Source organism: Nostoc sp. S13, from assembly GCF_029379315.1.
In the GTDB taxonomy this organism is placed as follows: Bacteria; Cyanobacteriota; Cyanobacteriia; order Cyanobacteriales; family Nostocaceae; genus Nostoc.
This window is the reverse complement of sequence record NZ_JAQYWQ010000066.1, coordinates 1-22,463: the sequence shown is the minus strand read 5'-3', so window position 1 is coordinate 22,463 and position 22,463 is coordinate 1. Positions and strand designations below refer to the sequence as shown.

The following is a 22,463-nucleotide window of genomic DNA, read 5'->3' as shown; positions in this document are numbered from 1 at the left end:
TGACCAATTTCACCGAAATACTTATATTTATAGTTTAACTCCCACGGTGCCTAACAGACCCTACAGCTACAGCTACAGCTACAGCTACAGTGATTTTATAGCGTTTCCTAAGCAACTGAAGTACACGCAAATCTTGTTTACCAAGGTTATACCATTTCTTTGTGAGGCTGCGCTAAACCCTTTTAACTTCTTTCTTTCTTTCTTTGTGTCCTTTGCGTCCTTCTCCCAAGGGGAGACGCTAACGCGAATGCGGTTCGTTTTTCTTTCTTGTACTTAAATATGGTTTAGCGCATCTTCATACAAAATTGGTATTAGTAGCTTTAAAAACCTACCCCACCAGGTCGGGAACCGCGATATATTTAATTAAACCCACCTACTCAACAGCAGTATAGTAGATATAGTGGTTTCCATCTGCATGAAGTACAGATCAAAACCTTGCCTCCAATCCGTCTATTAACTCACGAAGAGGGAAGATAAAGCACAGCTTTATCGGTGTGAGATTAAGCTCTATCTCATTCTTATTAATAAACGCCATAGCACGCGCAGATTATCTAGACGAGTGTCAACTAATGAAATTTTTTCCACATACTATTTGATAGCTACCATTGAGGTGCTGCGGCAAGCAACTTAAGAACCAATTGTTGTTCTATGGGTTTAGAAAACAGATATCCTTGAGCAAAATTACAGTTTAAACTTCTCAATTGGGCTAACTGTTCTTGTGTTTCGACACCTTCAGCGATCGCACTCATCCCCATTGAGTTGGCAATACTAATCATTGCTGGTACTAACCCCATATTCTCTTTGTTATCCTGCATACGTTTGACGAAAGATTGATCAATTTTAAGTGCATTGAAAGGAAAGCTGTGCAAGTAACTCAATGAGGAATATCCTGTACCAAAGTCATCCATAATCAACTTGATTTCTCGCTGTTTTAGTTGTTGAAGAATTATTTTAATCGCATTAGTATTTTCCATAATTACACTTTCGGTAATTTCTAATTCTAAGTACGCAGGATTTATTTTATTTTCATAAATTATTCGGTCAATTTGTTCTACAAAATTAGGCTGCGAAAATAACCTTGCACTCAAATTGACACTCATAGTTAGCGGTTCTGGCATCACTAGATGATGTTGCCAGATGCTTAGTTGATGACAAGCTGACTGTAATACCCAAGTATTGATGGCATTAATCAAACCTATTTCTTCTGCCAGAGGAATAAATTCTATGGGATAAACCAGACCGCGAATCGGATGTTGCCAGCGCACCAAGGCTTCAAATCCAGAAATTCTGCCTGTAGTCAGGGAAACAATTGGCTGATAGTAAACGAGGAATTCTTGCCTTTCAACAGCCCTTCGCAGGTCATTTTCTAACTCTAAAAGCTGAATAGCTTCTTGATGCATCGCTGGATTAAAAACGTGAGATTTGCCTCTTCCTTGAGCCTTAGACCGATACATTGCCGTATCAGCATCCCGCAGTAAATACTCTGGGCGATCGTAATCCTTATTGCCCCAACTAATACCAATACTGGCATTCATAAATACTTCATATCTTGACAGTTTAAAAGCAAGTGATAGCTGTTGCAGAATCCGTTCAGAAACTTGGATTGCTATATTAATATCTGTAATATTTTCTAGGAGAATTCCAAATTCGTCACCGCCCAATCGTGCTAGAGTATCAATAGGTATCAAACATCCTTGCAGGCGGTGAGCGATAGCTATCAGCAATTCATCTCCCACCGAATGACCAAGAGAATCATTGATAAGTTTGAAGCGATCGCAGTCCAAAAAAAGTACCGCAAACTGATAACTAGATTCTTGCTTGGTACGATTTAGAGCATTTTCTAGTCGCTTGATAAACAAAACTCGGTTTGGTAATCCAGTCAGTGAATCATGGAGTGCTATATCTAGCAGTTTACTTTGCAATTTCTGGCGGGAAGTTATTTCTTGTTGGAGTTTTTGTAGAGTTTTTTCTAGTTCGCCAGTTCGCTGTTTTACCCGATGTTCCAGTTCCACATTTAATTTCAATATTTCTAATTGCGCCGACCTCAATGCCAGTTGATTTTGCACGCGCACTAAAACTTCTTGAAACTCAAAAGGTTTGGTGATGTAGTCTACACCACCTACCCTAAAAGCTTTAACTTTGTCAAAAACATCATCTAAAGCGCTTATAAAAATCACCGGAATATCAGCTGTTAGCTTCCAAGCTTTAAAAGTGTGACAAATTTCATAGCCATCTACTTCTGGCATCATAATGTCGAGTAATATCAAATCTGGTAATAATGTTTGAGTTGCTGTCAGTGCCATTTGCCAGTTCAAGGCTTTACGAACGTTATACCCATCCCTTGTCAATATGGAGGATAAAACCCGGAGGTTGTCCGCCATATCGTCAATGATCAAAATATCTTTTTTATTACGGTTTAAAGGCTCGTAATTCATTTTACGTTTGTTATAGTCAATTCGATGATTTTCTCAAACTGGTAGTTATTTGCTAAATCCCGGAGAGCTTGGAAAAGTTGAGGATTATCTGATGGAATTTGCTTAATTAACTCTAAAATCAGTTCATCGCTACAGCTGGCTGCGGCATAGTAGATCTGTTGGAGCCACTCAGGTGACATTTGTGATAAACGGCTCAGGAGTTCGGCAACACTGAGAAACATCTGTGTAGGTTGATCAACAATTGCACCTTGTGTGATTTCTAGTTGGTTGGTATACTTTACGCCCAGATGTTGGCTCAGTTTTTCCAATAGTACTTCCTGTGTGAATGGCTTGCGAATAAAATCATCGCAGCCAATGGACAAAATTTTCTGGCGTTCTTCCTCAAAGGCGCTAGCAGTTAGGGCAATAATCATCGTGTGTGTATTGCAGCAGCCCTGTGTTACCCCAGAGAAGTCGCAAGGGAGAGCCAGATCTGTTGGCGCAGTTGCTATAACTTTGGGAACTTTGGCAACACAGAGCTGCCTCAACGCAGGCTTGCCCCCATGCCCTATACTTCTCTGCGAAAGGCTGCGCCAACGGCAACCCTCAGTACAAGTGCCCCATTCCCCATCCTGAATTGCTCTAGCTTTAATAATTCTTGTGGCTTCGTAACCGTCCATGACCGGCATTCGCATATCCATAAAAATCAAGTGTGGTTGCCAAGATTCCCAATTAGCGATCGCTTCACTACCATCAGTAGCTTCCATGACTTCAAAGCCTAGAGGCGTAAGAATTTTAACTAGCAATAAACGGCTTTCTTTGGAGTCGTCAACTACTAAGATGCGGTATGCTTTTTCAGTAGGTGTTAAAGCTAGAATTTGGTATTTAATTTCGTTTGTCGGGATTTCTCTGGGGCAAGTTAGAGCAATCTGAACATCAAACGCAAATGTACTACCGACACCAGGCATACTGCTGACAGTAATATCTCCTCCCATAAGTTGTACGTATTTACGGCTAATCGCCAAACCTAGTCCCGTCCCTTGTTGCGATTTTCTACCGATTTCGGTTTGTTCAAAAGCTTCAAACAGCAAGTCAATTTCTTGGGGGGCAATACCACAACCAGTGTCTTGTACCTCGAAGAAAAGATGAGGGGGATGAGGAAGATTTTGCTCCCTTATCTCTCCCTGCTCCCATCTCACCCGTAGCGTCACCCTTCCCGCATCAGTAAATTTGATGGCATTTCCTAACAGGTTGAGCAAGATTTGACACAGTTTATTTTCGTCCGTCTCTATGTATTCAGGAACAGTTTCTGTATATTCAAACACTAATTCTAAATTTTTAGATGCAGCACGCAACTGCAACATCTGTTCTAAGTTCTTCAACAGATGAATTAAGTTAAAGCTAGTGCGATTTAATCTGATTCTGCCAGCTTCAATTTTAGACATTTCGAGAATGTCGTTAATTAAGTTGAGTAGATGTTCGCCAGCACGATTAATAATTGCCAAGTTTTCTTGATGTTCACTAGATAGCGAATAATCTCGGCTCATGATTTGGGTGAAACCAAGAATGGCATTGAGTGGGGTACGCAGTTCGTGGCTCATATTAGCGAGGAATTCGCTTTTGGCGAGGTTGGCTGCGGTGCTTCGCGCTGCTTCACGAATGGCTGCTTGTTGTTCCTCTGCGGCAATTTTTTGCGATTGAATCAGTTCTTCTTGGGTGGTTTGCAGTTGCTCGATAACTTGCTGGAACTCTTCAGTACGTTTTTTTACTTGAGCCTCTAAGGTGCGATTGTATTCTGCTAATAACTTTTCTGTTTGTTTGCGTTGGGTGATATCAAAAAATGTGGCGATTGCAAAAGCAAGATTCCCCGATTCATCATAAATTGGCTTTCCAAAAACTTCAATGGGAGTAATTTTGTCACAATAGCGAATTTCGATATCATCAACTCTGGTGCTTTCCCCTTGCAATGCTCTCAAAATCGGCAGGCGATCGCTGGGGTAAAGTTGATCTGTCCCGGCAAGGTAAACTTGATATACATCTGACAATTCTTCGGTGCTAACTTCGGCGTAGATGCGTAGCGGCTTATCATTAGACATCGTTCCTTGAGCAAGAATTTGCTGCCCAATTTGATTTGTATAATAAGGTTTACCTTCAGAATCTATAATAAATACACCTACTGGCATGGCTTCTAAAAATTGAGTTAGCCGACTCTGACTGTGAGACAGCGCCTCATTTAAGACTTGCATCTGGGCATTCTTTGCTGACAAAGTACTAAACGATGCTTGGAGTTGTTTTGCCATAGTTTCAAATGACTTGGCTAGTTCCCCCAGCTCATCGGAGCGCTGAATTTCTAGTGTTTGCTCCCATTCACCTTTAGCAATTTTCTTAGCTGATGTGTTTAATTGTAAAATCGGCTTAATTACCCAGCGAGCAGTCAAAATCCCAATTCTTGTAGCTACTAAAAAAGCAACTATGCACAGCAAAATGGTAATGTGGGTGTTAGCGTTAATTTGCTGCATAAATTCGCCTTCGGGAATCACAGCCACGATTAACCAATCTAAACCCAGTTCGTCCTTCCAACTTTTTACCTGCACAAAATAACGCATTCCATCGGCAGTAAAACTTAGCTGTTGCTTCCCCACAGCAAAATTAAGACTGCCAAAGCGTTTGATCAAAGACTGTGTTGTGAGTCTAATTAGAGAATTTTGACTATCTAATGCTGATCGACGTTTTCCTTTACCATTAATGATGGTATATGATGGCTCGCTAGAAGAAGCCACTATTAACCCAGAACGCTCTAAAATAAAAGTTTGGCCCGACTCTTTGATCTTTAAGCTGCCTAAAAACTTGCCGATTTGTGACAAGATCAAATCAACACTAATCACCCCAACAAATTTGCGGTTTTTATCGTAGACAGGATAGCTGGAAGATATGGATAAAATTTCTGGTTTATCTTCCCATTGATAAATTTGACTCCAAACTCGTTTGCCTACCTTAACTGGATCTGCATACCAAGCTTCTAGACGAGGATCGTAATTTTTGACTTCCTGGAAATGGCGGCGATTTCCTTGGTTGTCTGTAGTATAAACATAAAGCTTGCCTATGCCATACTTTTCGCTAACTTCATTAATCAAAAGCTTGCCATTATCTAGACGTTCAACACCGATAAATTCACCTTTGGGATTGGCAAAGCTGTTGTAGCCAACATTAAAAACCTGCATTTGTTTCCAAAAGTAATTTCCGGTGGTTTTAAAGTCAGAAAGGTTGAGCAAACCTAGCTCAACTGCATCTAAGTTGATTTGATTGATTTGCTTCGGAGTTGCTAAATAGCTATCAAGATGTTGTTCAATGCGATCGCAGATTTCATTTTCTAATTGAGTAGCAAGCTCATTTACCGCTTTTTGCCCGTTTTGATACGAAAGATAGCCTACAAGTCCCACCGCCCCACAAATTTGCAATATGAAGGGGACAATCAGAACATACCTCAGAGGCATCTTGGTATAAACTTTGCCAACTAAGCGATTAATAGAATTGACGGGCTGAATTTTGGATAACATTATTGTTTAATTCTTCCCCAGCATCCACTATCGGAATTTTTGCCATATCCGCTACAATTAATCTTAGTATAATTACGGCGTGGGATCGCTTTAACTATGATATATTTTTGCATTATTATTTAGTAGAAAAAACAAAAGTACTTTTTTATACTTTTTTATTGACTGAGTTCCTCCAAGGTCTAATTTTCAAACATTGTGTAGGCGTAGCCCGCACTTCTCTACGAGACGCTGCGCGTAGCTTGGCTTTTGAGTAGGGGTACGGCAAGCTCAGTGACATCGTACACATTAGACTTATCCGGAAATGAGAACTTTATTTGGCTGAAACCTAGCTCTGGAGAGGGTTTTAGAGGTTCCTGTTTTATATAAGCTAAAAAGCCAGCTATGTAAGGGTTTCAGCTATTTTGAGGTTTATTTGTGGATAAGTCTATTGCGTAGGTTGGGCGCGCACCTGAATTTGCTCAGTTTGATCTGGCAATGTGTCAACAGATTTTCTCGTATAAACTGAATTTAACCGATAAGCTTCAGTATGCCATTCTAAAATTCAGGTTGCCATTAGCACCCAACCCTAAATTTAATTTTTAATTGCTGATGTCTTGATTTTCCAGTCTCAAAATTTTATTGTGAAAGCATACCAACCTCATCGCCAAGTTGTAAAATTTTTCCGGCTGAGGATGGGGGTAATTGGGTATTGACACTCAATCTGTAAAAGTGATTAAAAGGCGATGAAGCAACCCCATTTGGCACAGTTGCTTGTCGCTGGGTTGCAAAGATTTTTTGAAAGTTTGGGTAAGCTTCCCCTAAGTAAGAATCGCGTGTTGGGACTATACAACGCTGACATGGTTTATCCCCAAAAAAATGCACATCTCCCACTCGAAAGGAAACTAAATCACCTCACTAAATAGCTGATCTTCCCAAAATGCTGGTACACCATCAATCTCGATGTTGGCACGCATCCGACGGCGCATTTCATGTACACTTAAACTGGGAAACCAAGAAGCTACTTCTGCCAACGTTGCCGTACTAGTTACCGTTGGGCCAAGTGAAGATGTATCGTCAGGAAAACCTATCAGAGAGTTTTGTCCCAATGTGACAGCAAACTTAAAAAAATCACTCAAGGTTGCTTCTAATGCTTGCCGTTCCTCATCCAGATGAAAAATTTGTTGTAAGTCGTCGCCTGGGATTTGCAACGAGATAGTTCTATTTAAGAGTGCAAATTGCGCCCTTAGTAAATGGATTTTAGCATGACGCTTGCCATTGACAAATTTACCCTGTTCGTCAAAAATTGCAAACTCGCGGTCATGCTGTAGTGCGCCACTGGCAAGAACTCTAGCGTTCTCAACTTCAACACCATCCAGTGACTTAACGGGATACAATAAAATCTTTGCTAGGTAAGGCATCATAGCAATTTTGGATTTTAGACTTCGGATTTTGGATTAAAGATTGTTAAGCTTCCCCGCGAGTCAGGCGACTGAGATTTCTGAAGAGTCTATAAAAGAACTTTTTTAGGCATACTTAAAATGCCTCTACCTACTCCACTTAAGTCAAACTTAAATATCGCAGCTACTTTTCTGATTATGTTGACTGCCCCGTTGCAGTCTGCATTTATTCTGATTCCAGTTGAGGTTTGAAATTGACCTCTAGTAATCCGAGTTCCGCTACTTTTCCACCCTTCTCCTTCTCCTGACGGAGAGGCTGCGCCAACAAAGACGCAAGCGTGAAGGGGTTTTGCACCGATTGTAGGCAGGACATCATTATCCAGAAATGATGTCTTTGAAGTGTAGCTTTCTTCCGTTTCAACAAAATAAATGCCGTATTGTTCACAGAATTGGGCGATACGTCCTTTAAGTTTAGATGTTGGTATTTGAATAAACTTTTGATTATTTTTCTTGCCCATATCAGCACCGTCTTTTTGCCTCTCGTTCCATCCAAAAACGATAGTGCCGATTTTATTGTCTATGCAATGGTTGATTACAATTCTTGCAGCTTTATTAACGGCATCTCGCATTGTACGATTACGTTTTTCTGTAATTGCCGCCAGTCGATTTGACCAAAAGCCCTGTGGTTTTCCAACTTTTATAATTGACGGCAAATAAATTTGCCGTTGGCACTTCCTCCACTGCCTGAAAGTCAAGTGGCTTCCGTGCCGTTCGGCGTTCTTTTTGTGATTTAGCAGTCCCCAATCTAAAATCTCAAATTCTTTTGTTACTTATCCATTTGATCAATATTGTTAATTATGGGTATAGTGGCGATTTATCTATTCCGCCAATATGATTTAGAGGCCAGAAGCGAATTACAGCACGTCCAATAATATTCTGACGGGGGACAAGACCCCAGCAGCGGCCATCATAACTGTTGTTACGATTGTCACCTAGTACTAAATATGAATCGGCTGGTATAGTCTGGGGTTTTGCCAAAAAAGGTGGCTGTGGCCCTGATTGGCAAACATCAATGACTGTACTCTGTCCAGAACTGAGGTAATTAGATTCTGGGAGAGATTTATTGTTGATATAAACTTTGCCATCCTTGAGTTGTACTTTTTCTCCAGGCAGGCCAATTATACGTTTAATAAAAGCATCCTGGTATTGTTCTTTTTGTAGTTCTTTTGTAGGTGAAAATACTACTATTTCTCCCCGTTGCGGGTCAGCAAATTTATACTTCAACTTATCGACAATGATTTTGTCTGCCTCCCACTGGTTTGGCGTACCATGCAGAGTTGGTTCCATCGATCCAGAAGGAATCCAGCGTGCTTCAGCAACAAAGGTACGAATTCCCAGAGCTAGAACAATGCTCAATACAATTGTTCTACCTAGCTCTGCGATCCAGGAATTATCAGGTTGTTGACTAGAGTTGTTATCAGACACTTGATTTTGCATGAAATTACTTAACTGAAAGAAAAATGTAGGTAATTAACTCGCCTAGTGAGACTTTATCTGTTAATCTTAACGGGAAAACTTTAATTTCCTAGTCATGTTCGCATCTTGACGGGGTTCTTCATAAATTAAAAATAAACTTTTTCTTAAGGCACGGCAAAAATTGGTTACTCCGATCGCGACTCAGTTTAACCTAAAAGCATAGTTCTCTGTAACACATAAGCTGCCCTTGTTTGAATTTAGATTGAGTCGATAACCAGGATGCTTGCTAAAATTGCGTTTCCCCATTTTGAATTTTGAATTTCTTATTCCTATGTCATCTCCAAAAATTTTACTGATTCGCCGCGCTCAGATAATCTTACCCAATGGTGAACTGATGATTGGGGATGTGTTGACGCGCGATCGCCAAATAGTCGAAGTTGCGCCAGAAATCTCCCAAACAGCACTAGCCACTGAAGTTGACGCAGAAGGGTTAACTTTGTTGCCAGGAGTTATTGATCCGCAGGTGCATTTCCGGGAACCTGGACTAGAACACAAGGAAGATTTGTTCACCGCCAGTTGTGCCTGTGCTAAAGGTGGAGTTACTTCTTTTTTAGAAATGCCGAATACGCGCCCCCTGACAACGACACAGCAGGCTTTAGACGACAAGCTAGACCGTGCCTCCCAGAAGTGCTTGGTTAATTATGGCTTTTTTATTGGGGCAACAGCAGAGAATCTACCAGATTTGGTTTCGGCAAAGCCAACACCGGGAATTAAGATTTTCATGGGGTCGATGCATGGTCAATTGCTGATTGATGGCGAAACAACATTGGAGGCTATATTTGCTAAAGGCGCTCGCTTGATTGCCGTTCATGCCGAAGACCAAGCTAGAATCAACCAACGCCGCCAAGAATTTGCCAACACTCACGATCCAGCCGTTCACTCTCAAATTCAAGATAATCAAGCAGCAGTGCTTGCAACTCAACTGGCATTAAAACTTTCTGAAAAATATCAACGTCGTCTGCATATTCTGCATATGTCAACTGCCGAAGAAGCAGATTTGCTGCGTCAGAATAAACCTAGTTGGGTGACAGCAGAGGTGACACCACAGCATTTGTTGTTGAATACTAGTGCCTATGAGCAGATTGGTACTTTAGCACAGATGAATCCACCTTTGCGATCGCCCCACGATAACGAAGTTCTCTGGCAAGCTTTGCGCGATGGCGTGATTGATTTCATCGCGACAGATCACGCGCCGCACACCTTAGAAGAAAAAGCTCAAGAATACCCGAATAGTCCTTCGGGAATGCCTGGGGTGGAAACTTCCCTAGCTTTAATGTTAACTGCGGCGATGCAGGGACAGTGTACTCTGGCTCAAGTTGTGAACTGGATGTCCAAAGCTGTAGCTGTGGCTTATGGTATTCCCAATAAGGGAGCGATCGCACCTGGTTACGATGCCGATTTAGTGCTTGTAGATTTAAACACATACCATCCAGTCCGGCGCGAAGAACTTTTAACCAAATGCCGTTGGAGTCCCTTTGAAGGCTGGAACCTCACCGGTTGGGTTACAACCACTATTGTCGGTGGTGAGATAGTTTATGACAAAGGTCAGGTAAATACCCAAGTGCGGGGTCAAGCTTTAACTTTCTTGTAGCAGATATTTATTTAAGCTTACGTAGTAGACAACTGGTTATATAGGACTCCTATTTGATTTTTGAAAAAACTCCGTACAACTCGAAAGGGCTGATTCCCCATTCCCTACTCCCTACTCCCTGCCTACGCAAATAAGTTCAAGAATCAAATCGGATTGCCATACATCAAAAGAAATAATCAAGGAGAATTGCTATGTCCTTCAAAATTTTGGCTTTAGACGGTGGCGGTATTCGTGGAATCATTGCAGCCCGAATACTTCAACAAGTAGAGCAAGAAATTAGAAATCAGGGGAAAGGAAACTTTTTGCACGAATACTTTGACCTGATTGCTGGTACTTCTACTGGTTCAATCTTAACAGGAGGGATTGCTATTGGAAACGAGAGTGATCAACTTATCAAACTGTATAGAGATCGGGGTAAAGATATATTCCCGCAGCAGAGAAAAGACCGCTACAAAAACTTACCGCCCATCATAAAATCCATTTTGGATGTACTTTCACCACCTAAATATTCTCATGATGGAATTATTAGCGTCCTCAAAGATGCGTATAAATCCACAAGAATAAAGGATATTGAAAAACCGATTATTTTGATTCTTGCTTACGATACCCTATATCGTAATACAACCTTTTTTACAAATTGTCATCCCGATCTAGGAGACAGATGGTTTGATGAATGTTATTTATGGGAGATATGTACCGCTTCTGCCTCAGCTCCCACTTTTTTTCCACCATATAAATTAGAACCTGTAGATAAAGAAAAATTTGGTGATTGGGAATTTCCACACATTGATGGAGGAGTTTCTGCTAATAACCCCTCTCTCGCAGCTTTGAGTCTAGTTATGAGAATCAGTCAGTCTTCAGTCTCTCCAACAATCAAGCAAAAATATAAACTGGAAAATCTCCGATTGGAAGATATTTCTATTCTTTCTATTGGCACAGGTCAAACCGGTGAACCATATCAATATAAGCAAATAAGCAAATGGAGAGGCTTCGACTGGGCAAAAAATCTTACTAATATCTTTATGGAACCTACATCTGAAATTGGTAGTACAATTTGCCGACAAATCATGGGTGGATACGATTCTAAACGTTACTTACGTCTTCAGTTTGACTTAAATGAAACATTTAAAGCCAAGCCAAAAGAGACTTTTAAAGATCCTCGTATTGTATTACCTCCAGAAGATCGAAAAAACCGATTTACAGGGGAAAAAGTTAGTCAAGAAATAGATAACACTAGTTCGGAGGTTCTTCAGCAATTAATAGATACTACCTCTGCATTCATCGATAAAGGACTTACTTACTATACCAGAGACGACTACGGTTCTCCGATCAAAGAGGCGATCACTTCTTTCATTAGAGATAACTAGTACTTTGTCAAGCTAGTTTTGATGGTTTGCAGTAAGGATTTTAGTCCTGACTACAAACCTGCTTACTCATCAATTTAAACTTGACAGACTACTAGAGCAATCCTAAATTATTTGTGAGAGAGTAAAAGGCTTGAAAGCTTATAAATATCTATTTTTAATCTCCGTATTTTCTCATGATTCAATTGGGATTACTATAGATAGTGCATCTACGTAGACATATTAATGTCAACTAAAATAAGATGAAACATCTGGTACTTCTACATAATTATCGTAGAAATACGAGATGTTTCATTTAATATTTCCTTGAAATTAGCGCTAATTACAGATGTAAATATAATAATTCTTTGATAACTAAGATTATTTAAACTTATTTGAAAAAATCATCAACTAGTTTGTTCTTTTGTATAGATTGTGAACCTAACTTGGGAATACTAAGTGTAGGGAAAATTAGACGAATTCTACAGAACTTGATTGTTGTTTAACTTTTCTGTACTAGCTTTCGCTGCTAAATAATCAAGGGTTGGATCTCCGAATAACAGTAGAAAGCTAATCTGGTTCAACCAAGCTGACTAAGTTCTGTAAAAACTCTCATTAAACCCAACAACAGTTTATTTACATTTGCTCTATTGCAATAGTTCTACTGTTGAACAATTCTTTCGTTTATTTTTGGTTGAGATAACAATGTTAGTAACTTACAATGGTGAGCGTGGTAGTGGCAGATAGGACGAGTGTAGAGTTCTTCCTCGACTATTTGCAGAAATTTTCTAGTGTTGTGATCAAAAAAGTGAAATCTCTGGTAATTAAGGCCAAAGATGAGCTGAAATCGCAGCAATAACTTCGCTAATGGCGCAATTGAATGGTATGAGTTCGACTTGACGAGCGCCCCCATGCCCATAAGTCAAACTCACACTTAAATAACTATCTGGCTTGTAGGGCAATCGTTCTGCCCATTCAACTGCCACAATTCCTGCTATGACCTCAACACCTTCCCAGTAACTTTCTAAATTTAGGGCTGCAACTTCTTGTGGTTCTAAGCGATATAAATCCAGGTGGTAAAGGGGGAGGCGTCCTTCTGTATACTCATTAATCAGGGTGAAAGTGGGACTGACAATCGGTTCAGCAATTCCCAAACCCTTGCCAATACCTTGAACTAGGGTAGTTTTACCAGCACCTAAATCACCTTCTAGTAAAATTACACTGCCACGGGTGAGCGATTCACCAAGAGTAATACCTAAACGTAGTGTCACCTCTGTATCTGCAAGAAAAATTTTCATAATTAGTCATTAGTCATTAGTCATTCGTCATTAGTCATTAGTCTAAACAAAAGACAAATGACAAACAGAGAATTCTGAGCGGAGGCTTCCGACCATCAGAACTTCTAAGACAAATGACAAATGACAAATGACAAATTTTTATCTTCCGTGATGAGCCCTACCGTACCACCGCAATAACACTCGTGCTAGCTTCTGCGGATTATGACGTACAAAACCCGTTTCATCTTCATACAAAACATTAGCTGGAACAATCCTTCGCCCTAGCTGAGTTACGGCTTCTCTATCCAGGAAAACGGCATGGGAGTTTTGTTGAGCGTAGCGGATGAGTGATTGCTCCGAGGGAGATTTGTTGTGTATTAGCACAGCATCAAATAGCCGTCTTTGCCCACAAGCAGCATCAATTGCTCTGATATGATCGGCAACAGTGTAGTCTTCAGTTTCTCCTGGTTGAGTCATGATATTGCAGATATAAATACGGGGGACATCTGTTTGAGCGATCGCATCGGCAATTTCTGGTACTAATAAGTTAGGAATCAGGCTAGTATAAAGGCTACCTGGGCCAATAATAATGTAATCAGCTTCTTTAAGTGCCTTAATAGCTGCTGGCACCGCCGGAGGATTAGCTGGAATGCAGCCAATTTTAATAATTTTACCGCCAGCTTTGGGAATGCTAGACTCCCCATTAATGCGGCGACCATCGGCTAATTCTGCCCAGAGGCGAACATCACTGAGAGTTGCTGGTAGTACTTGTCCCCGTACCGCTAGCACTTTGGAACTGGCTGCAACTGCTTGTTCTAAATCTCCAGTAATATCACTCATTGCGGTTAAAAACAAATTGCCAAAACTGTGACCCGTTAACCCATCTCCAGCCCGAAAACGGTATTGAAACAATTCTGTTAATAGCTTTTCTTCATCTGCTAGTGCAGCCAAACAGTTACGAATATCCCCTGGTGGTAGCACTCCAAACTCTTCACGCAACCGCCCAGAAGATCCACCATCATCGGCGACAGTGACAATCGCAGTAATATTAGCGCTGTAGGTTTTCAGTCCCCTCAACAAGGTAGAAAGTCCCGTACCACCACCAATTACCACTATTTTCGGGCCTCGGTATAATCGACGATGGGCCAGCAAGACATCAATGAGTTCCTCTCCGCCTTCTGCTCTTAGTACCTTAGTAATTGAGCCTACAGTGCGAGTTTGTCCCCAAAGCACTAACAGCAAGCCGCCAAGCAGCACCAAAGGCCCACTGATATAGTTGGGTAACATGTTAGTGATTACTCCCAGGAAACCCCTAACCAACTCGATTATCCAAAAAATTGGGGTCAGCTTAATCCAGATAGCTAATCCCAAACTCGCCAGCAGTACACCCCCAACACTAATCAACAACCAACGTTTTACCGATAGTCCAGGGGATAACCATTTGAACCACTGGTTAACCCGATAGGAAGTACGAGAACGCGATTGCTTTTGCAAGGCGTTGAGGGCTTGTCTGAGAAAACCAATTGACATACCTGATTTGGAGCAGTGCTACAAACAATAATTAACAGAAAATGTATACCACTTGGTTTAAAACACCAGGCGTGGAACTATTATATTTTTCAATTCCTTTAGAGTAAGAGCAAGTGGTCAAGATTGCCAGTATTTCTAGTTAAACAATATCCTGGCTTGATAAAAGGAAATTTAATGGAAAAACGAATTTTAGGATTAGATCCAGGACTAGCAATTTTAGGATTTGGGGCAATTAGCTGTACACAAATTTCTCACAAGGTGCAAGAAACTACAGTAAATATGCTGGATTTTGGGGTAATTAGAACGTCAGCAGATGTAGAAATGGGACAGCGCCTATGTACTTTGTTTGATGATTTACACACGCTGATGGAGGAGTTGCAACCGGATTTGGTGGCGATCGAGAAACTATTCTTTTATCGGATGTCAAGTACAATCGTGGTTGCACAGGCGCGGGGTGTACTCGTATTGGTGTTGGGCCAGCGTCGTCTTCCCTACGTAGAGTTTACTCCTGCTCAAATTAAGCAAGCTTTAACAGGCTATGGCAATGCTGATAAGTCAGAAGTGCAAGAGGCGGTGGCGCGGGAGTTAGATTTAGATGAAATTCCCAAGCCAGATGATGCTGCGGATGCTTTGGCAGTAGCATTGACTGCTTGGTTTCAGGTGTAGGTTGTTGTACATAGGTAATTGAAGTCGCTGATTATTCCCTGTTGACAGTGCCAACACTCTAATTGTTAGTTTTATGACCGCAAGCGATATCATCTGTCTGTGGTGTTATATGCTTACTAGAAATCAGGAGTGCAATGAAGCTTCAGCAACTAGTAATTGTCAGTGCAGTATTTGTTTTGGCTGCTGCGCCGAGTATGGCGATCGCAGATGAAGTGTGGAATAGTGACTACGGCAGAGTGGTCTATGAAAGTGATCGCTGACCACTTTGCATTGATACAAGATCCACGCATAGCTCGTACCAAACGACACATGTTAATCGATATCATTACCATTGCCGTGTGTGCTGTATTATTAGAGCAAATTTTACAATTATCTAGATGATTTTGAAATCTTTATTAGTTTTTATTAGTAAATAAGACGTGTTCGCCCTGCTGGGGTTAGGGGGGATCAAAAGGTCACTGAAATTGTGCCCTGTAAGGTAAATGGTGCTTGAGGGAAAGTGAGGTAGTCATTTGATTCGTAATATTTGACATTGAAGATGTTCTTAAAGTTGAGGGCTGCCCGCCAGTTATCCCGTTTGTAGGAGATGGAAGCATCGGTTCTGACATAGGAAGGAAGGGTCAATGGATCGTCGATGTTGGCAGTGCGATCGCCCACAAAAAACATCCCTGCCCCAATTCCCAATCCTCTCAAGTTACCCGTTTGAACTTCATAAGTTGTCCACAAACTCGCTCCCTGAGTTGGTGCATTTGTCAAGCGGCGACCTTCGGGCAGATTGTTATCTTTACTCACAAACGCATCATTTAAGTAACCGGAAGCAATCACCTTCCAACCGGGTAAAATTTCCCCCGCAATATCTAGTTCAATCCCCCGGCTTTTTACTTCTCCAACCGCGATAAAGTATTCCTGATTATCAGTGGTATTATCAAGGTCTCTAGTCGGAATGTTGGTTTTACTGATGTCATACACTGCAAGCGTGGCTGACAATCGTTTATCAAAAAGTTCAGCTTTAATGCCTACTTCATACTGAGTCCCGCGCGAAGGCTCTAGCGGTTGTCCACTGACAGTTCTAGAATTATTATTGGGAACAAAGGAACTACTGTAGCTGGCATAGAGCGAAATCGGTTCAATGGGCTGATAGACAATAGACTTATCCGGAAATGAGAACTTTATTTGGCTGAAACCTAGCTCTGGAGAGGGTTTTAGAGGTTCCTGTTTTATATAAGCTAAAAAGCCAGCTATGTAAGGGTTTCAGCTATTTTGAGGTTTATTTGTGGATAGGTCTAATGCCAATGCGGGGTGAAAAAGCACTATCATAAAATTCAGTCGGCGCGGATTGACCGTCCCCACTACTGTATTCCACAAAATCATATCTGCCGCCAGCTAGTAATTTGAGATTTGGGAGCAATGTCACCTGATCTTGCAGGTAGATGCCGGTGGTCGTGGTGGTTTGCTCGAAGAAACTATTGGGATTTGCTATGCGTGGTAAGCCATAGGCTGGATTTAAAATATCGAATGACCCTTCATAAACCCCACCGATACCCTGATCAGCCTGATACCTTTTGCGCCATTCCAACCCCAACAGCACTTGATGGGCGATCGAACCGGTTTTGAAGTCACCAATCAAATCCGTTTGCAACGCATAGTTGTCAACGTCACTCGAACCACCAAAGTATGATCGATCTGTCAACGTGCGACCGTCTGCGGCCAGGTCTCCGGGTTGAGTTACAAGACTGTTGTACTTCTCAGAGAGGTAGAGAAAGCCGCTTCTCAGGCGTAGATTCTGATTAAACCGATGATTCAGCGTTAAATTGAGGCGGTGCTCCTCGTTGTCTTGAAAATCATCAGGTTCGGCGATATTCAGATTTATAGGCACTTTTAAAAAGGCAGAGACAGGTTGCAAGCCGCGATCAAATCCTAGTTTCGCGTTTAGATATTCATAGGCTAAGGTGATGTCGGTTGAGTCGCTAACCTGATAGGTGACAACGGGAGCGATGAAAAGAATATCATTGTCAATGAAATCTCGGTAGCTACCGGAGTTTTCATAGGAAACATTCAAGCGGTACAGCAATCGTTTTTCATTGCTAAGGGGCCCAGTCAAATCGATCGTACTTTTGTAGAAGTCGTAGCTTCCGGCAGTTAAATCGACTGCATAGAAAGGATTACTCAAGGGTTTCTTGGTGACATAATTCACGATTCCACCTGGCTCTAATGCGCCGTATAGCACCGAAGCAGGCCCCTTTAGCACCTCTACTTGTTCAATATTGCCGCCATCGACAAAGAAAGGCTGACTGGCAAATCCATCCCTTAAGAAACCACTGTAGAAGCCACGAACACGGACATCTCCAATGAGGTTGCCGTAGCCCGATGCGATCGTTGTGCCTGAAACGTTGCGAGTCGCATCGGTAATTCGTGTGATTCCTTGATCCCTGATCACCTGTTGGGGAATCACCTGAATCGACTGGGGAATATCACGTAAAGGTGTATCAGTCCTAGTTGCAGTACTTGTATCTGGCACAGTATATCCATCTTGCTCACCTGTAACCACAAGTTCAATTGGCTCATCACTCTGTGTTGATGGAAGACTAGGTTGTGTTTGTTGTGACCCCTCACTCTGTCCTGAATGGGTGGGGTTTTGCATTTGAGGCTGTTGTGCAGAAGATGCAGAACTAGCCACAGAGAAGATAATACCTTCATCTGGACTGTCAAACAACTCAACAATTGGTACACCTGCCTCCCCTGTTACACTCACCCGGATAGTAGTAGCATCAAAGTTTCTTACCGTTATTTCGCTAACACCTGCAATTGGAGAAGTTGAGCGAAATGTAAAAGCGTCACCGTTGGGTAAACGCAGTTGGGCATTGGGAATGTCAGCAATAAAGTTATTGCCCGAACTGCGATTTACTACTTGCAATTGTTGCCCAATGGAAGTTTGTAAAATCACCTCCACACCTTTATCAGTGGGATTTGCTTTGACTGAGGTAACTTGTACAACTTCACTCTCCTGTTTCCCTCCTTGGTCAGGAGGGTTCTGTTGTTCTATCTGAGCCAACCATTCTTTGACTGTTCTTGCGGAACGGTTTTGTTCCTGTAGACGAGAAATTTCAGTTACTTCCTTTGCCTGAGTTGGTTGTATGACCACAGCAATAAAAAAACAGGAAATAAACAACGATGTCAACGACGGGCTACGCCTACGCAATAGTTTCATACTCCACACAGTTAATAGTATTTCTTAAAACAAAGCCGATTATTTGAGAATTAGTTTATATAACTCTGTTTCTGAGAATAAGCATCTTTTTGCTTGCGTTTGCGATACCACCACATCACAAAGCCAGTAATAAATAGAATTAACGGAGCCAGACCAACGAAGATGTAAAGAATGCGGGTGGGTAAGCCGCCGAAGGTGCCAAAGTGCAATGGCTGGAAGGAATTGAGAATCTTGTCGCCTAACGATGCCTTTAACGAATTATCAACTCGTAAAACCTGACCACTGTATTGATCGAGATAAACATTGCTCATGCCATATTCCTCACGTTCTTGGGGGAGCTTCATCCGCAATCGCAGAGGCGCTTTCGGATCTGTCGTTAAGTCAATGCTCCGCAATGTTCCGTCGGGTAGGGCAAGTTGAGCCGTTTTTATCTGCTGGCTCAGAGGTAGAGGAGATTGACCTGCTAACGGCACAGAGAGAACAAGCTCAGGCAGCGAAGGACTGAAGGTAATGGCACGAATCAGAGGGTCAACATAGCCCAAATTCCAGGCAAATCCAGTGAAAAATGTGAACAGTAAAAATATGGCGGCAGTAATACCAGATACCTTGTGTAGATCGAAGTTAAGCCGCTTGGGGTGGGCATCCCACTTAATTTTGAAGCCTGCCATCAGCTTGCGCCAACCCGGCCACAAGATAATTCCCGTGATCACAACGATGCACATTACCAAACCCACAACACCGAGAATCTTTAAACCCAGATCGCCCAATTTCAACGAGGTGTGGAGTTCATAAACAATCTGGAGAAAGTGCTGTACAGCATTGGGATGCAGACTGTTGCCCAGAATTGCCCCCGTATAAGGGTTGACGTAGACTTCTACCCAATCGCTGCCCTGAATTGAGATGACGACATTAAAGAAATCATCCGGTTTAGTTGGGAAATAAACCCTTTGCAATGCCATTTCTGGCAGGTTGGCATAGGCGGCTTTGACAATATCCAGGATAACTTCCAGCGAAAAGCGTTCCCACTTTGGGTTGCCGTAGGCATCGCCTTTAGGGAAGATAGCGCCAAACTGTTGATGCTGTTGAAACTCGTTGATTTCGCGCTGGAAAACGATCAGACTGCCAGTTAAACTAACTAGGATGGCAATCAATCCGATCGCAAAACCCAGGATGCGATGCAGAATAAAGGTCAGATGACGGAGCTTTTTTGCGGGCATGGTAGAGACTACTTGAGCAAAAACAACAGCATATTAAGCAGCAGAAATAAAGGTGATAAAAACCGCACGGTTACTGAATCCGATAATCGTAAACTTGCACGATTTCTTCGGAAGGCGCTGTTTATTGTGTTAGCGACTGCACTAATAACAATTGGTCGCTCTTGGCTGGATTTTTTATCTCACTTACTTGCCGAATTTGTCAGTATTGGTTCAACAATCTGCTCTTTGGTAATCAGGCGTGTTTGCTGAGTAAAGTCTTCGTTAGCATTGGTGGACACTGTACTCTTATGAACTCTAAGTGATGATATGTCGTCACTTCTAGTAGGTTCTGTCACTAACACCGCGATCGCACCTGTCAGCAATAGACCGAGAACAAACTGTTTACACTTCATTATTGTTTTCTGACTCCGTTACACCACTGAATATCTAGTTGATAAATACTTTCATTTAAAGACTATTGAAATCTATTTGCATTAAAAAGCAAGCTTAATGAAATAGAAACAAATAATAATTTACACAATCGAAGGAAAATTTCAAGAATACTACTGCTCTTGATTAGTACTAATTCATACAAATTTTTTCTGATGTCAAGTCGATATCCTGACATCTTGTACCTAATCGTATAAACTAAGACTAGGGTAAAAACAGCCCGATCAAGTTACTTTTTTAGACTTTTCTTGATAAATTAGGGGTTTTGAGCCTACTACTGAGTAATTAAAATATGTAATATTTGGTGCAAAGTATCAGTATTCAGAAAGCCCTCATCGTACAGATTTATCTCTACTTAACTATCTACACAAAGAATTTTATCGAATAGTTGCAATTAGTTTATTAACTATTATTGATAAATATTATCTATTAATTTAAAGTCTAAAAGTAGTAAAGTTGCTATATAGTGCTGGTGCTAATTAAAAATAACTCTCAATATACCTATGAGTAATGATTATAGGGTGTGTTATCCACAATGCCCCGTAAGCCGTGGTTGGTAATCACAATTGTCGCAATGTGACCGCCGCCAAAGTTAGCGTTACTATCAGGGTCAAAACCACAGCAACCTTGGATTTTAGCTTTATTAGAGGGATTACTATCTTCATCCCAAGTAATAATAATTGCATTGTTGCCAGACTCAGCCCACAACTTAGAAGTGGTGATTTGAATTTTGAATTGTTAAGTCTGGCTCTTGAGTTGAAAAAGTGTACCTGATCAAATAGTGATTTATTTGATCGGGAATTGGGAACAGAGAGAATAGAAACTTCTTTTAATAATTCTCCCTTGTCCCCAGTCTCTATTTAACTCCCAGCAATTCCACATCAAAATTTAGAGTGGCGTTGGGCGGAATCACCCCACCTGCACCACGAGAGCCATAACCTAACTCTGGGGGAATGATTAACTGACGACGACCGCCTACTTTCATGGTGCTAAGTCCTTCGTCCCAACCTTTGATTACCTGTCCAACGCCAATTTTAAAGCTGAAGGGTTGGCCGCGATCGCGTGAACTATCAAACTTAGTTCCATCTTCTAGAGTGCCGACATAGTGGACTTCAACCGTTTGTCCAGATTGAGGAGTCGCCCCAGTCCCCTCTTTTAACTCGACATACTTTAATCCAGAGGAGGTAGTTACGACATTAGCATCAGACATAGTATTACTCGCAATTAAGATATTGTTTTCAGTTAGAATTGTGGACGCTGGCGGCGTTTGGGTTAACTGGGCAGCAATGGCAGTGTTCTGTTTACTGCCTACTTGTCCCACAACCAAAAGTACAACACACACCAGCATGAACGCCACGCTGAGAAAAATTGGTTTCAAAATCAGTTCTCCTTACTTAAGTATCCAGGCAGAAAGATTACCAACAGGACACAATTAGTTTAAATCAGAAAGGGCATTCTAACGCCAAAGCTTATTTTCTAAATCGCGCAGTTGACGCTCTAAACGGTCAATTCTGCCCCTCAGTTCGTCCACTTCTGACTGGCGAGCTACTCCCAAATCTTGCATCATATTTCGCATTTGCCTTTGCATTTGGACATCGAAGTTTCCTTGTTCCGACTTTAACTGCTGGGCAATATCATCTATTACCGCCTTGGCTTGCTCAGGATTGAGCTTACCGTCTTTAACTAAATCATCGCTGACTTGCCGCAGTTTTTCTGCTACTAAAGACGTTGTGCCAAGACCCACCATCATTAGCTGTTGCAACCAGTTGTTGCTGTCCATAATCCCTTCCTCTTACTTATTAACCAGCCGACCCTTGCTCCTGAGTGTAGGCAATTAAGCTATGCTTAAAGCGTAGTTATTCTAGCCTACAGCTCTATTTTGGCAAATTAGCAAGCACAGGGTTCAAAGGGCATGGTTATAGAACTCCTTAAGTTTAAGGTTGCCCCGAATTTATGCGAAGATTTTATCCAGAAGGACGCACAAATTTGGACAACAGTGCTGGCTGAATATCCTAGATTTCTCGGTAAAGATGTTTGAATCAGCCCCAATGACTACACAGAAGTTATCCTGATCATTCGTTGGACAACGCGGAAGCAGTGGAAAGCCTTACCCCAAGCAGATTTGCAGACTATTGAAGACAAATTTATTCCAGCACTGAAAAAATCCTATCCAATAGACTTATCCGGAAATGAGAACTTTATTTGGCTGAAACCTAGCTCTGGAGAGGGTTTTAGAGGTTCCTGTTTTATATAAGCTAAAAAGTCAGCTATGTAAGGGTTTCAGCTATTTTGAGGTTTATTTGTGGATAGGTCTAATAG

The 22,463-nt window shown here is 41.6% G+C and carries 18 protein-coding genes and 2 pseudogenes; 6 read left to right on the top strand and 14 right to left on the bottom strand.

The window, feature by feature from the left end:
- Positions 1 to 599: 599 nt before the first annotated feature.
- The 5 genes and pseudogenes from PUQ00_RS19730 to lepB form a co-directional block, all read right to left on the bottom strand.
- Complete coding sequence (locus PUQ00_RS19730; RefSeq protein WP_300419757.1) at positions 600 to 2,435, bottom strand: EAL domain-containing protein; 1,836 nt, start codon at positions 2,433 to 2,435, stop codon at positions 600 to 602.
- Positions 2,432 to 5,971: an ATP-binding protein gene (locus PUQ00_RS19725; RefSeq protein WP_300419755.1), complete on the bottom strand. Its 3,540-nt coding sequence runs from the start codon at positions 5,969 to 5,971 to the stop codon at positions 2,432 to 2,434. Before PUQ00_RS19725 ends, PUQ00_RS19730 begins: the two co-directional genes overlap by 4 nt.
- Before the next feature lie 615 nt (positions 5,972 to 6,586).
- Positions 6,587 to 7,368: pseudogene (locus PUQ00_RS19720) on the bottom strand (MOSC N-terminal beta barrel domain-containing protein).
- Positions 7,369 to 7,457: 89 nt separating this feature from the next.
- Entirely contained in the window at positions 7,458 to 8,060 is a 603-nt protein-coding gene (locus PUQ00_RS19715) for a transposase (RefSeq protein WP_335029448.1), read from the bottom strand.
- Positions 8,061 to 8,202: 142 nt separating this feature from the next.
- Complete coding sequence (gene lepB / locus PUQ00_RS19710) at positions 8,203 to 8,844, bottom strand: signal peptidase I (protein WP_300419752.1); 642 nt, start codon at positions 8,842 to 8,844, stop codon at positions 8,203 to 8,205.
- A gap of 310 nt (positions 8,845 to 9,154) precedes the next feature.
- On the opposite strand from lepB, the gene PUQ00_RS19705 reads away from it, so the two are divergent.
- Positions 9,155 to 10,474 (top strand): dihydroorotase, encoded by a 1,320-nt coding sequence (locus PUQ00_RS19705; protein ID WP_300419750.1) that lies wholly within the window; start codon positions 9,155 to 9,157, stop codon positions 10,472 to 10,474.
- A 191-nt stretch (positions 10,475 to 10,665) separates the two neighbouring features.
- Positions 10,666 to 11,841, top strand: coding sequence for a patatin-like phospholipase family protein (locus PUQ00_RS19700; protein WP_300419747.1), 1,176 nt, complete (start codon positions 10,666 to 10,668; stop codon positions 11,839 to 11,841).
- 800 nt (positions 11,842 to 12,641) lie between these two features.
- On the opposite strand, the gene tsaE is transcribed toward PUQ00_RS19700, so the two are convergent.
- Positions 12,642 to 13,115 (bottom strand): tRNA (adenosine(37)-N6)-threonylcarbamoyltransferase complex ATPase subunit type 1 TsaE, encoded by a 474-nt coding sequence (gene tsaE / locus PUQ00_RS19695; RefSeq protein WP_300419744.1) that lies wholly within the window; start codon positions 13,113 to 13,115, stop codon positions 12,642 to 12,644.
- A gap of 138 nt (positions 13,116 to 13,253) precedes the next feature.
- Positions 13,254 to 14,624: a YvcK family protein gene (locus PUQ00_RS19690; RefSeq protein ID WP_300419741.1), complete on the bottom strand. Its 1,371-nt coding sequence runs from the start codon at positions 14,622 to 14,624 to the stop codon at positions 13,254 to 13,256.
- A gap of 174 nt (positions 14,625 to 14,798) precedes the next feature.
- Between PUQ00_RS19690 and ruvC the strand changes: the two genes are divergently transcribed.
- From ruvC to PUQ00_RS19675, 3 genes and pseudogenes are all read left to right on the top strand, one after another.
- The gene (gene ruvC, locus PUQ00_RS19685) at positions 14,799 to 15,290 is read left to right on the top strand and encodes a crossover junction endodeoxyribonuclease RuvC (RefSeq protein ID WP_300419738.1); all 492 of its coding nucleotides are present in this window, start codon (positions 14,799 to 14,801) and stop codon (positions 15,288 to 15,290) included.
- 134 nt (positions 15,291 to 15,424) lie between these two features.
- On the top strand, positions 15,425 to 15,550 hold the full coding sequence (locus PUQ00_RS19680; protein ID WP_300419736.1) for a hypothetical protein: 126 nt from the start codon (positions 15,425 to 15,427) through the stop codon (positions 15,548 to 15,550).
- Positions 15,534 to 15,641 (top strand): annotated as a pseudogene (locus tag PUQ00_RS19675) (transposase family protein); the annotation flags it as partial. The gene PUQ00_RS19680 and the pseudogene PUQ00_RS19675, both read left to right, overlap by 17 nt.
- 96 nt (positions 15,642 to 15,737) lie before the next feature.
- Here the strand turns inward: PUQ00_RS19675 and PUQ00_RS19670 are convergent.
- From PUQ00_RS19670 to PUQ00_RS19640, 7 genes are all read right to left on the bottom strand, one after another.
- Positions 15,738 to 16,436 carry a TonB-dependent receptor gene (locus PUQ00_RS19670; protein ID WP_335029459.1) on the bottom strand — a complete coding sequence of 233 codons (699 nt, stop codon included), beginning with the start codon at positions 16,434 to 16,436 and terminating at the stop codon, positions 15,738 to 15,740.
- 121 nt (positions 16,437 to 16,557) lie between these two features.
- Positions 16,558 to 18,498, bottom strand: coding sequence for a TonB-dependent receptor (locus PUQ00_RS19665; RefSeq protein WP_300419733.1), 1,941 nt, complete (start codon positions 18,496 to 18,498; stop codon positions 16,558 to 16,560).
- A 50-nt stretch (positions 18,499 to 18,548) separates the two neighbouring features.
- Positions 18,549 to 19,715 (bottom strand): PepSY-associated TM helix domain-containing protein, encoded by a 1,167-nt coding sequence (locus PUQ00_RS19660; protein WP_300419730.1) that lies wholly within the window; start codon positions 19,713 to 19,715, stop codon positions 18,549 to 18,551.
- Positions 19,716 to 19,894: 179 nt separating this feature from the next.
- Entirely contained in the window at positions 19,895 to 20,107 is a 213-nt protein-coding gene (locus PUQ00_RS19655; RefSeq protein ID WP_300419728.1) for a hypothetical protein, read from the bottom strand.
- 538 nt (positions 20,108 to 20,645) lie between these two features.
- Positions 20,646 to 20,852, bottom strand: coding sequence for a hypothetical protein (locus PUQ00_RS19650; protein ID WP_300419727.1), 207 nt, complete (start codon positions 20,850 to 20,852; stop codon positions 20,646 to 20,648).
- 148 nt (positions 20,853 to 21,000) lie between these two features.
- Positions 21,001 to 21,522, bottom strand: a complete 522-nt coding sequence (locus PUQ00_RS19645) for an FKBP-type peptidyl-prolyl cis-trans isomerase (protein WP_300419725.1) — start codon at positions 21,520 to 21,522, stop codon at positions 21,001 to 21,003.
- Between the two features lie 78 nt (positions 21,523 to 21,600).
- On the bottom strand, positions 21,601 to 21,924 hold the full coding sequence (locus PUQ00_RS19640) for a phasin family protein (protein ID WP_190896299.1): 324 nt from the start codon (positions 21,922 to 21,924) through the stop codon (positions 21,601 to 21,603).
- 132 nt (positions 21,925 to 22,056) lie between these two features.
- Here PUQ00_RS19640 and PUQ00_RS32875 point away from each other — a divergent pair, with 132 nt between their 5' ends.
- A complete protein-coding gene (locus PUQ00_RS32875; RefSeq protein ID WP_366145966.1) occupies positions 22,057 to 22,182 on the top strand; it encodes a hypothetical protein in 126 nt (41 codons plus the stop codon).
- Positions 22,183 to 22,463 lie beyond the last annotated feature (281 nt).